This window comes from Burkholderia seminalis DSM 23518, from assembly GCF_902832885.1.
In the GTDB taxonomy this organism is placed as follows: Bacteria; Pseudomonadota; Gammaproteobacteria; order Burkholderiales; family Burkholderiaceae; genus Burkholderia; species Burkholderia seminalis.
Genome location: NZ_CADFDK010000012.1, coordinates 203,007 through 214,258, shown reverse-complemented (window position 1 = coordinate 214,258; position 11,252 = coordinate 203,007). Strand labels below are relative to the sequence as shown.

Below are 11,252 nucleotides of genomic sequence, written 5' to 3'. Positions count from 1 at the left end.
CCCGGCCAAACCCCTATCAGCGATCACCAGCCACCCACCAGGCCCGGTGACAACACCCCCCGGATCATGACTGCGACTGGGGGCGAGAATCATGCCGGGCCTGGCTGGCCAAAGCCCCGACAATCGGGGCGTGAAGATAGTAACGGGGCGGGCCGATCTGTGGCTCGCGCAGCAGTCGGCCTACGATCCGTGGCGGGCGCGCGGCGCGCCGAAGGTGGCGAGAGCGCAGGCGCGCACGTGACGGCGCGCCCGCGGGTTTCGCGCGGCAGGGTCAGTACAGGCTCGGCTCGCCGGGCGGGCGCGTCTTGAAGCGCTTGTGGACCCAGTAATACTGCTCCGGCATCAGCGGGATCTGCTCCTCGAGGAATGCGTTCATCCGCCGCGCGTCGAGATCGTCGTCGCCGGTCGGGTAGTGATCCCACGGCTTGAATACCTTCAGACGGTAGCCCTTGTAGTTCGGCAGCACCTCGCCGATGAACGGCACGACCTGCGCGCGGCCCGTCTTCGCGAGCCGGCCGACGGCCGTCAGCGTGCAGGCCGGCACGCCGAAGAACGGCACGAACGTCGAGTTGCGCAGCCCGTAGTCCATGTCGGCGCCGAGCATCACGGGCTTGCGGTCGCGCAGCCAGCGCAGCACGACGCGCGCGCTGTCCGCGCGGCCGACCATCTCGGCGTCGAAGCGCCCGCGCGCCTTCTTCGCCGCTTCCTCGAGCACCGCATTCGAGAACGGCTGGTACAGCGACCCGCAGCGGCGGTGCAGCGAACGATTCAGCCAGATCGAACCGGCCTCGATGCCGACGAAGTGCAGGCCGAGGAACAGCGTCGGCGGCAGGTCGGGATCGTCGAGATCGACCGCGCTGTCGACCTGGATCAGCTTCGCGAGCTTTTTCTCCGAGCCGAACCACTGCACGCTGCGCTCGACGTAGCTGCGGATCGCATGGCGGAAATGCTGGCCCGCCACTTCCTCGCGCCGCGCGTCGCTCCAGTCCGGGAAGCAGAGTTTCAGATTGGTGTGTACGATGCGCTTTCGCCGGCTGGGGATCTGGTACAGCAGCCAGCCGAGACCATCGCCGAACCGTGCGGTCAGGCCGTACGGCAGCAGGGCGAGCAGTTTCAGCAAGCCGATGGCGAGGTGCGTGGCTAGACGACCTAGCATGCGAAACCTCCGAGGGACCGGCTGGCCGGCATGTCGAGAACAGGGTGGTAAGACAGCGGAAGATGCAGCACGGGCGGCGCTCTGTGACAATTCAGGAAAGCCGCTATAATACGGGCTTCGCCGAGTTAACTGACAACTTGCGGGGCGAAGCCGGCAGGTGCCACACGCACTGCCCGGTCCTGGTAATCCGCTAAAGCGTCGCCGCTTCAGGCCCAACGAAGCTGGCTACGTGAAACCAACCGTAACCACACAGGAGCCTGAAAAAGTGGCAAACGATTATCTCTTCACGTCCGAATCCGTCTCCGAAGGCCATCCGGACAAAGTCGCGGACCAGATCTCGGACGCGATTCTCGACGCCATCCTCGAGCAGGACAAATATTCCCGCGTAGCGGCCGAAACGCTGTGCAATACGGGTCTCGTCGTTCTGGCCGGTGAAATCACCACGACGGCCAACATCGACTACATCCAGATCGCGCGCGACACCATCAAGCGCATCGGCTACGACAACACCGAATACGGCATCGACTACAAGGGTTGCGCGGTGCTCGTCGCATACGACAAGCAGTCGCCGGACATCGCGCAGGGCGTCGATCGTGCACACGACGACAACCTCGACCAAGGCGCGGGCGACCAGGGCCTGATGTTCGGCTATGCGTGCGACGAAACCCCGGAACTGATGCCGCTGCCGATCTACCTGTCGCACCGCCTCGTCGAGCGCCAGGCCAGCCTGCGCCGCGACGGCCGCCTGCAATGGCTGCGTCCGGACGCGAAGTCGCAGGTGACGGTCCGCTACGTCGACGGCAAGCCCGATTCGATCGACACCGTCGTGCTGTCGACGCAGCACGCACCGGACATCGAACTGCCGGCGCTGCGCGAAGCCGTGATCGAGGAAATCATCAAGCCGACGCTGCCGGCCGAGCTGATCAAGGGCGACATCAAGTTCCTCGTGAACCCGACCGGCCGGTTCGTGATCGGCGGCCCGCAGGGCGATTGCGGCCTGACCGGCCGCAAGATCATCGTCGACACGTACGGCGGTGCCGCACCGCACGGCGGCGGCGCGTTCTCGGGCAAGGATCCGTCGAAGGTCGACCGTTCGGCCGCGTATGCAGGCCGCTACGTCGCGAAGAACATCGTCGCCGCCGGCCTCGCGTCGCGCGCGCTGATCCAGGTGTCGTACGCGATCGGCGTGGCCGAGCCGACCTCGGTGATGGTCAACACGTTCGGCACGGGCCGCGTGTCGGATGCGGTGATCACGAAGCTCGTGCGCGAGCATTTCGACCTGCGTCCGAAGGGCATCATCAAGATGCTCGACCTGCTGCGCCCGATCTACGAGAAGACCGCTGCCTACGGCCACTTCGGCCGCGAAGAGCCGGAATTCTCGTGGGAAGCGACCGACAAGGCGCTCGCCCTGGCCGAAGCGGCTGGCGTCGAGCCGACGGCACGCGTCGCGTAAGCGTCGTTCGCCCGCAAAGAAAAACCCCGGCTTGCCGGGGTTTTTTTATGGGTGCCGATCGCCGGCGCAACGGCGGCGATCGTGGCGGGGCGGGTGTGCCCGCCGGCGCGCGTTCAGCGTGCGCCGAACCCGAACCAGCCGTTGCTGGCCGCGAGGCGGCGCGGGCGGTTGATGCGGCGCTGCGGGCCGAGCGCGCGGCGCAACGCGAGCGCGCGCAGCGACGACGGCTTCTGCAGCAGCGAGCGCAGGCCGGCACGGCGTGTGAATGCCTGCGCGCTCATCATCGAGAAAAATGCGTGGAACCACGCACGGATACCGTCCAGCCGGCTGTGCGCGGGCGTACGCTCGGCCAGCGCCTGCGTGCGGGCGCGGTGATGGCGCAGCGAGCGGGCAGGAGCGGGCGGCACGACGCGCTTCGCAGCGCGGTTGAAACGGGAAGTCAGACGGAATGGCATGTGAACGATGCTTCGCTTGTATGGGTGGCGCCCTGGAGAGCGCACTGGTATGAACGGCCTCGGATGGCGCAACGGATCTTACCGAAACTCGCTGCGCGCCGCGCCCGCCAGAATTGACAGGCCGCGACAGGCTACAGGGGATTCATGACGGGCAAAAGTCGCGATAAACCCTTGAGCCGCAAGGCGTGTGCCGCATACCGCCTGTCGGTGAGGCAGGTGCCGCGACGAACAGTTCCCTTGAGCCGGATCAAATCCGCGATTGGCATGCCCCTGCGCACGACAATGGCGCTGTTCGCGGCATCCGGCGCCGATTTACAATCGTCACATTCACACAATAAACGTCTGGCATCCCATGTCGTCTTCATTGCAGTCGGAATCGATCCGCGCGCAAGTCGCGGAATTGCGCGAGCGCGGCTTCGTCGTCGCGCGCGGCCTCGTCGGCGAGCAGCAGTGCGCGACGCTCAGGCAGATCGCGGAGCGCCAGTTGCGCGAGGCCGCCGAGCCGATCGAATTCGAAGCCGATCTTCGCTACCCGGGCGCGCCCGAGTCGAAGCATGCGCCGGGCGGGCACACGGTGCGGCGGCTGCTCGATGCGTACTCGCGCGATCCGGCATTCGCCGAGCGGGCGATCGCCCCCGAAATCGGCGCGTGGATGCGCGAGTATTTCGGTGAAGAGCCCGTGCTGTCGCGCGCGCATCACAACTGCATGATGACGAAGCATCCCGCGTACGGCAGCCTGACGGGGTGGCACCGCGATTTCCGTTACTGGTCGTTCGCGCGTCCCGACATGGTGTCGGTGTGGCTCGCGCTGGGGCCGGAAACGAACGAGAACGGCGCGCTGTGGCTCGTGCCGGGCTCGCATACGGCGGAATTCGGGCCGGAAGCGTTCGACGACGCGAAGTTTTTCCGCGGCGACCTGCCCGAGAACCGCAAGCTGATCGACGCGGCGACCTGCCCGCCGCTGCAGACGGGCGATGTCGTGTTCTTCCACTGCAACACGTTGCATTCGGCCGGACAGAACCGCTCCGACCAGGTGAAATTCTCGCTCGTGTACACGTACCACGGCGCGAGCAACCGGCCGGTGCCCGGCACGCGCTCGGCGTCGAAGCCGGAAGTGCAGTTCTAGGTGCGAATCGGGCGGCGCGCAGATGCCGCGACGTATCGGGCGATGCGGCGCATCGCCGGCGCATGAAGCAACGGGCGGCCTGGCCGCCCGTTTCGTTTGGTGCGGCCCGATCGCAGGACGCGGGCCGTGCGTGTGCGGTGCGGCCGCGCGATCAGCGCTTGGCGCCCGGCATCGCGAGGCCGATCAGGCCGACGAGCGATGCGACGGCCCCGCCGACGATCAGCAGGATCGTCTTCGTCGCGGGCGAACCGGTGAAGAAGCGCGACACGTTGTCGTTGATCGAATGGAACGACTGGCCGCCGAAGTACAGCAGCACGACGCCGCCGACGAGCAATGCAACCGAGATGACCCGGGACATACCAACCTCGCTGAAACGGTGATTCGAGACGCCGCAGTGTAGGCGACGACCGCGGTCGCGTCCATCGCGACGCGGCCGTGCGCGTTCCGGCCGCTTTCGCTAACATAGTCGTCGTACGACTCCTTCGCCGCCGCCGCGCCGTGCGCGGCCGGCGCGCGTCCTTCTGTCCGATGTCCTGACGGGAATTACTCATGGCCTACGAAGCAGCTTCCGAACGTTATGCCGGCATGCAATACCGCACCTGCGGCAAATCCGGGCTCAAACTGCCCGCCCTGTCGCTTGGCCTGTGGCACAACTTCGGCGACTCGACGCCGATCTCGACGCAGCGCGAGATCCTGCGCACCGCGTTCGATCTCGGCATCAACCACTTCGATCTCGCGAACAACTACGGGCCGCCGTACGGCAGCGCCGAAACCAACTTCGGCCGGCTGCTGAAGGAGGATTTCCGGCCGTATCGCGACGAGCTGCTGATCTCGACGAAGGCCGGCTGGGACATGTGGCCGGGGCCGTACGGCAGCGGCGGCGGGTCGCGCAAGTACGTGCTCGCGAGTCTCGACCAGAGCCTGCAGCGCATGGGGCTCGACTACGTCGACATCTTCTACTCGCACCGCTTCGATGCGCACACGCCGCTCGAGGAAACGGCGGGCGCGCTCGCGTCGGCCGTGCAGCAAGGCAAGGCGCTCTACATCGGCATCTCGTCGTATTCGGCCGCGAAGACGCGCGAGATGGCCGAGCTGCTCGCGCAGTACCGCGTGCCACTGCTGATCCATCAGCCGTCGTACAACATGCTGAACCGCTGGATCGAGGGCGACCTGCTCGGCGCGCTCGACGACGTCGGCGCGGGCAGCATCGCGTTCACGCCGCTCGCGCAGGGCCTGCTCACGTCGAAATACCTGAACGGCGTGCCGGCCGACGCGCGCGTGAACAAGCCGGGCGGCGGCTCGCTGAAGCAGGATCACCTGAGTGCGGACAACCTCGAGCACGTGCGCAAGCTCAACGCGATCGCCGAGCGGCGCGGGCAGAGCCTCGCGCAGATGGCGCTGGCGTGGGTGCTGCGCAATGGCCGCGTGACGTCCGCGCTCATCGGCGCGAGCCGTGCGGAGCAGGTGCGCGAAAACGTCGGCGCGTTGAAGAACCTCGAATTCTCGGCGGAGGAACTGGCGGAGATCGATCGTTACGCGACCGAAGGCGGCATCAATCTGTGGGAAAAGCCGTCCACCGATCAGGCGATCTGACCGACAGTCGATACGGCATGCGAAACGATCTCGCATGCCGTATCGCGGGCGGGCGGGCAACCCCTCGCATCGCCGCGGCGCAGCGATGCGTGCGATAACGCCGGGTGCCGCGCTAGATCAGCGCAGGCAGGCCTTCGACGAGCAATACCGCGACGCCGACGCCGAGGATGACGCCGAGCACGCGCAGCAGGTTGTGACGGAATTCGGTGGCGCACGGTACCGCGCCGAGAAACAGCGCTCCGGCCAGCGCCATCGGAATCAACAGGATGAAGTCGCCGATCGTGAAATAGGTCGTCATGCGTGTCTCCAGTGCCGGCCGGAGTCAGCGCGTTGGCGCTTGATTCGGCCCCATGCCGGGTGTTTCTAGTGTTGGCCCGACCCGTTTGCGAGCGGGGCGGTCAATTCGAGTATAGGCAACCGGCGGCGCTTTTCGCTATCCGAACCATTAAAAATCAGCGGAAAGCCCGCGGAAACACGCATTTTTTCCGCAAGCCAGACGAACGCCTTGCGCGTATCTTTCCCGTTCCTTTCGTTTTTCGCGCACTGGGCGCATGTGTCCGATGCGGGCCGCCGCAGCGCGGCGCGGCGGCCCGCACGCTTACGCGCGCTCGGGTTGCGCGCGGGCGGCCGATGCGCGGAACACGAGCGCGAGCCCCGCGACGATCGCCCCCATGCCGGCGAGCGCGAGCGGCTCCGGCCGGTTGCCGAGCCACACGGCATCCATCAGCGTGGTGACGACGGGCACGAGATAGAACAGGCTCGTCACGTTCACGAGATCGCCGCGCTGCATCAACCGGTAGAACAGCAGTTGCGCGATCACCGAAATCACGACGCCGAGCCACAGCAGCGGGACGACGAACGCCCAGCTCGTCTCGAACGACACCGGCCGGAACGGCACGATCGCGACGCACAGCGCAAGGCCGATCGCATTCTGCAGCGGCAGCACGTCGGCGGGCGCCGCGCGTACGCGCTTTTGCAGCAGCGAGCCGGCGGTCAGCGCGACGAGCGAGGTGAGCGCGCACGCGATGCCTGCCGCCGACAGGCCGCCCGCACCGCCGCTCGCGCCCCGGCACACGACGAGCGCGAGCCCGGCCAGCGACAGCGCGAGACCCGCGACGCGCACGGGCTGCCAGCGTCGCTCGACGATCGCGAGCGTGAGGATCGGCTGTACGCCGAGGATCGTTGCGAGCACACCGGGCGCGATTCCGCGCTCGAGTGCGAGCAGGTAGAAGATCGAATAACCGCCCATCATCAGCACGCCGGTCAGCGCGGCCATGCGCCGCTCGCCGCGCGGCGGCAGCCAGCGTTTGCGCATGACGGCCAGCGCGAGCAGCACGAGCGACGCGAGCGCGAAGCGCGCGGTGAGAAAGGCGAATGCGGACGCGTGACGCAGACCGAGTTCGGAGAAGATCGCGCCGCTGCTCCACAGCAGCACGAAGAGCGACGTCGCGCCATGCGCGGCAAGCGCGCGTTTGAACGAAACCATGTGAATCCACCTGTCGAACGGATCGGAACGTTCCATCCGCGCGCGGCAACAGGCGGTACGTGACGACGCACGCACTGCGGCCAGCGGGGGCGAATGGAAGACGAAACGGCAGCCGGCTGGTCAGCCGGCGCGCGCTGCCGGAGGGGGCGGCGCGGCGCCGACGAGCGGCGGTGCGACAGGAGGAGGCAGGACCGACGGATGCGCGCACGCCTGCGGCCGCGAGTCGAACTGCGGCCGGGATTGGGCGAGGGCGGACGTGAGCGGATGCATCGTGTCGGATGGCGATTGAACGCGGATGAGGGCCAAAGGTACCGCAAGGCAAGGATCGAGCGCAACCCTTGTCGGCGGCGTCGCATCACGAACGACGCGATGCGTCGATCACGTGCGTGCCGGCGTGCCGGCGTGCCGGGCGGTTTCGGCGGGCAGTCACATTCGACAGGGTATGATGGGGGTAACCGGGCGGGCAAGTACGTGCCCGGCGCAGTGGTTGATTGGAGACATTCGACGAATTCGCGGCACTTCGCCTGCTTCTTCTTCTTTTCGTGCTTCGATAAACCGTGAACAATGGGATGACGCGCAACGCTTCGTCGAGAGCGGCGCGGATCGTGCATTTGCCGGCCCGCCAGCGGGCCGGGTTTCAAGAGTCAAGAGTGGGGAACCATCATGCATATCGGGTCGATTGTCTGCACTACCCATATCGCGGTGCCGAAGGGCGCGCGCGGCATCGTCCAGCGCATCCTGGGCGACATGGCCATGGTGACCTGGTACGCGGGCGTGCCGGGTGAGTCGAAAGAACTCAACACCGAGCCGTTCTTTCTCGAGGACCTGATCGACACCGGCGAATCCGTGCTGCCGGCCGGCGCGGCGCTTCACTAAGCGGGCGCCGCACCGGACGCTCGTCTTTCGGTCCGGCCGGCGGCACAATGCGGGACATGACAGACGCCACTTCCGCTCCCGCTTCTCCCGCCAGCCCGCCGTTCGCCGGCCTCACGCCCGAGTGCGTGCTCGACGCGCTCGACAGCGTGCTGATACCGGCCGGCCTGCGCACCGACGGGCGCCTGCTCGCCCTCAACAGCTACGAAAACCGCGTCTACCAGGTCGGCATCGAAGACGGCCCGCCGGTCGTCGCGAAGTTCTATCGCCCGGCACGCTGGTCGGACGACGCGATTCTCGAAGAGCATGCGTTCGTCGCCGAACTCGCCGCGCGCGAGATTCCGGCGGTGCCCGCGCGCACATTCGACGGCCGTACGCTGCACGCGTTCGACGGCTTCCGCTTCTCGATTTTCGAGCGGCGCGGCGGGCGCGCCCCCGATCTCGACCGCAGCGACACGCTGGAATGGCTCGGCCGCTTCATCGGCCGGATTCACGCGGTCGGCGCGACCGAGCCGTATGTCGCGCGTCCCGTGCTGGACATCCATACGTTCGGCTACGAGCCGCGCGACTACCTGCTCGCGCACGATTTCATTCCGGATGACGTACGACCGGCCTACGAGACGGCCGTCGCGCTCGCGCTCGAGGGCGTCGAGGCCGCGTTCGAACGCGCGGGCGACATCCGCCTGCTGCGCACGCACGGCGACTGCCATCCGAGCAACGTGTTGTGGACCGATGCCGGCCCGCATTTCGTCGACTTCGACGACAGCCGGATGGCGCCGGCGGTCCAGGATCTGTGGCTGCTGTTGCCGGGCGATCGCGAAGGCGCGTCGCGCGCGCTCGCGGACCTGCTCGCCGGTTACGAGGATTTCTGCGAATTCGAGCCGCGCGAGCTGCATCTGGTCGAAGCGCTGCGCACGCTGCGGCTGATCCACTACGCGGCATGGCTTGCGCGGCGCTGGGACGATCCCGCGTTTCCGGCCGCCTTCCCGTGGTTCAACACGCACCGTTACTGGGAAGCGCGCGTGCTCGAGTTGCGCGAGCAGATCGGCGCGATGCAGGAAGGGCCGCTCTGGCCCGTGTGACGGCACGCGCGGCATCCCCGCCGCGCGGCAGGCTGGCAAGGGCCGCGGCGCGATGCGCGCGGCCCGTCCGATACGGCTGCCTCAGAGCTTCAGCATCAGCTTGATCAGCGCGGCGAAGCGCTTGCCGTACGGCGGCGCAAGCAGGTTGCGCGTGTTCAGGCGCGCCTGCGTGAGCACGGGCTTCATCTTCGAGAACGTCACGAAACCGTCGTAGCCGTGGTATGCGCCCATGCCGCTCGCGCCGACACCGCCGAACGGCAAGCTGCCGCACGCGATGTGCATCAGCGCTTCGTTGATCGTCACGCCGCCCGAGATCGTTTCGCGCATCACGCGGTCGATCGTGCCGCCATCCTCGTCGAACAGGTAGAGCGCGAGCGGACGCGGGCGGGCGTTCACGTACGCGATCGCCTCGTCGAGCCGCTCGTACGGCACGAGCGGCAGCAGCGGCCCGAAGATTTCCTCCTGCATCAACTGCGACGCGGCCGGCACTTGCGTGACCGCGCACGGCACGAAGCGGCGCGACGCGGGATCGGAGGGTGCGTCGGACAGCGGATGCAACTGCGCGCCGGCGGCCTGCGCGTCGCTCGCGAGTTGCTGCAGGCGCGCGTAGTGACGCGGCGACACGATCGTCGTGTAGTCGCCGTTCGTCGCCAGGTTCGGATACAGCTTCGCGAAGCGTGCCCGCGCGCGCTCGATGAACGCGGCTTCCATCCCGCGCGGCAGCAGCACGTAGTCGGGCGCGATGCAGGTCTGGCCCGCATTCAGCGACTTGCCGGCGACGATCGCGTCGACGGCCGCGTCGAAGCGCGCGTTCGGGCCGACGATGGCCGGCGACTTGCCGCCGAGCTCGAGCGTGACGGGCGTCAGGTTGTCGGCGGCCGCACGCATCACGTGGCGGCCGACATGCGTCGAACCGGTAAACAGCAGGTGATCGAACGGCAGCGCGCTGAACGCGGCGCCGACCTCCGCGTCGCCGTTCACGACCGCGACGTGGTCGCGCGTGAAGGTCTTGCCGATGAGTTGCTCGAACAGGGCCGACGTGCGCGGCGTCAGTTCCGACATCTTGATGATTGCGCGGTTGCCGGCCGCGAGCGCGCAGATCAGCGGCCCGGCCGCGAGCAGCACCGGATAGTTCCACGGCACGACGATGCCGACCACGCCGAGCGGCTGCGGAATCACCTTCGCGCGCGCCGGCCGCAGCCACTTGTTCATCGGCTTGCGGATCGGCTTCATCCAGCGCTTGCCGTGCTTCAGCGCGTCGTCGATCTCTTCCTTCGCCATCCAGATTTCCGACAGCAGCACTTCCTGCTTCGCGCGATGGCCGAAATCGGCGCTGATCGCCTCGGCGAGTGCGTCCGCATGGTCGATCAGCATCGTGCGCAGCGCGCGCAGGTGCTGCATGCGCGTCTCCCATGCCGGATACGGTGCGCGCAGGTACGCCGCGCGCTGGTCGCGCAGCAGCGCCGTCAGCGCGTCGACCGACGGCAGTGCTTGCGGGGCCAGTTCGGGCAGGTCGTTCTTCATGTCGTCTCCTCCAGTTGGACCGGGCGGGCCGGCCGGCCGTCACGCCGCACGCTCGGCGAGCGCGGCGGCGCGGATCGGGTGATGCGTGTCGCGCGGCGCGGGGCCGGATGCGACGTGTACTCGAAAACCGGTTGCATCCCGCGGCGGGCGTCGCATCCGCGCGACGGTGTCCGCCGTCGACACGCGTGTCGCACGGCACGCGTGCGCGCCCCGAGGCGGTGACGAGCGGGCGTGCGATGCTGCCGCGCGATCGCATGCCGGCGCACCGAAGCAGCGCCGGGCGACGTGTCTGCCGATCCGTATCGCGATGCATCGTGCGGCTGCGGCGATACGTTATCCAAACGGTCGGCGACGACCCGTGCCGTTCGATTTCGATCGACCGCGCGCATGATGCCGAGCGTCGCCGCGGGGGCGGCCGTTTGAAATGAAATGCGGGCCGCGCGCGTGACATCCGGACCACCCGGTCGGCACACGGCCTGCAGAATCCGGCGCTGCATCGTCGTC

At 67.7% G+C, this 11,252-nt stretch carries 11 protein-coding genes and 1 pseudogene; 6 read left to right on the top strand and 6 right to left on the bottom strand.

What is annotated here, in order from left to right:
* Window positions 1–82: 82 nt before the first annotated feature.
* Window positions 83–241 (top strand): annotated as a pseudogene (locus HWX00_RS37455) (HigA family addiction module antitoxin); the annotation flags it as partial.
* Window positions 242–271: 30 nt separating this feature from the next.
* On the opposite strand, the gene lpxL reads toward HWX00_RS37455, so the two are convergent.
* The gene (gene lpxL / locus HWX00_RS29145; RefSeq protein ID WP_034190258.1) at window positions 272–1,156 is read right to left on the bottom strand and encodes a lauroyl acyltransferase LpxL; all 885 of its coding nucleotides are present in this window, start codon (window positions 1,154–1,156) and stop codon (window positions 272–274) included.
* A 265-nt stretch (window positions 1,157–1,421) separates the two neighbouring features.
* Between lpxL and metK the strand changes: the two genes are divergently transcribed.
* Window positions 1,422–2,609: a methionine adenosyltransferase gene (metK, locus tag HWX00_RS29140; protein WP_175029310.1), complete on the top strand. Its 1,188-nt coding sequence runs from the start codon at window positions 1,422–1,424 to the stop codon at window positions 2,607–2,609.
* Window positions 2,610–2,722: 113 nt separating this feature from the next.
* Here the strand turns inward: metK and HWX00_RS29135 are convergent, their stop codons facing one another.
* Window positions 2,723–3,064: a hypothetical protein gene (locus HWX00_RS29135; RefSeq protein WP_034190259.1), complete on the bottom strand. Its 342-nt coding sequence runs from the start codon at window positions 3,062–3,064 to the stop codon at window positions 2,723–2,725.
* 352 nt (window positions 3,065–3,416) lie between these two features.
* Here HWX00_RS29135 and HWX00_RS29130 point away from each other — a divergent pair, with 352 nt between their 5' ends.
* The gene (locus tag HWX00_RS29130) at window positions 3,417–4,190 is read left to right on the top strand and encodes a phytanoyl-CoA dioxygenase family protein (protein WP_049028738.1); all 774 of its coding nucleotides are present in this window, start codon (window positions 3,417–3,419) and stop codon (window positions 4,188–4,190) included.
* A gap of 151 nt (window positions 4,191–4,341) precedes the next feature.
* Here HWX00_RS29130 and HWX00_RS29125 read toward each other — a convergent pair whose 3' ends face one another.
* Window positions 4,342–4,548 carry a DUF3185 family protein gene (locus HWX00_RS29125; protein ID WP_034190261.1) on the bottom strand — a complete coding sequence of 69 codons (207 nt, stop codon included), beginning with the start codon at window positions 4,546–4,548 and terminating at the stop codon, window positions 4,342–4,344.
* A gap of 191 nt (window positions 4,549–4,739) precedes the next feature.
* On the opposite strand from HWX00_RS29125, the gene mgrA reads away from it, so the two are divergent.
* Window positions 4,740–5,783, top strand: a complete 1,044-nt coding sequence (mgrA, locus tag HWX00_RS29120) for an L-glyceraldehyde 3-phosphate reductase (protein ID WP_034190262.1) — start codon at window positions 4,740–4,742, stop codon at window positions 5,781–5,783.
* 112 nt (window positions 5,784–5,895) lie between these two features.
* On the opposite strand, the gene HWX00_RS29115 is transcribed toward mgrA, so the two are convergent.
* Together HWX00_RS29115 and HWX00_RS29110 are read right to left on the bottom strand one after the other, a co-directional pair.
* On the bottom strand, window positions 5,896–6,081 hold the full coding sequence (locus HWX00_RS29115) for a hypothetical protein (protein WP_011353526.1): 186 nt from the start codon (window positions 6,079–6,081) through the stop codon (window positions 5,896–5,898).
* 300 nt (window positions 6,082–6,381) lie between these two features.
* Entirely contained in the window at window positions 6,382–7,269 is an 888-nt protein-coding gene (locus tag HWX00_RS29110; protein ID WP_034190263.1) for a DMT family transporter, read from the bottom strand.
* Window positions 7,270–7,932: 663 nt separating this feature from the next.
* Between HWX00_RS29110 and HWX00_RS29105 the strand changes: the two genes are divergently transcribed.
* Window positions 7,933–8,145 carry a hypothetical protein gene (locus HWX00_RS29105; RefSeq protein WP_006477514.1) on the top strand — a complete coding sequence of 71 codons (213 nt, stop codon included), beginning with the start codon at window positions 7,933–7,935 and terminating at the stop codon, window positions 8,143–8,145.
* Window positions 8,146–8,192: 47 nt separating this feature from the next.
* On the top strand, window positions 8,193–9,224 hold the full coding sequence (locus HWX00_RS29100) for a serine/threonine protein kinase (RefSeq protein WP_034190264.1): 1,032 nt from the start codon (window positions 8,193–8,195) through the stop codon (window positions 9,222–9,224).
* An 81-nt stretch (window positions 9,225–9,305) separates the two neighbouring features.
* On the opposite strand, the gene HWX00_RS29095 is transcribed toward HWX00_RS29100, so the two are convergent.
* Window positions 9,306–10,748, bottom strand: a complete 1,443-nt coding sequence (locus HWX00_RS29095) for a coniferyl aldehyde dehydrogenase (protein ID WP_059561506.1) — start codon at window positions 10,746–10,748, stop codon at window positions 9,306–9,308.
* Window positions 10,749–11,252: the final 504 nt, after the last annotated feature.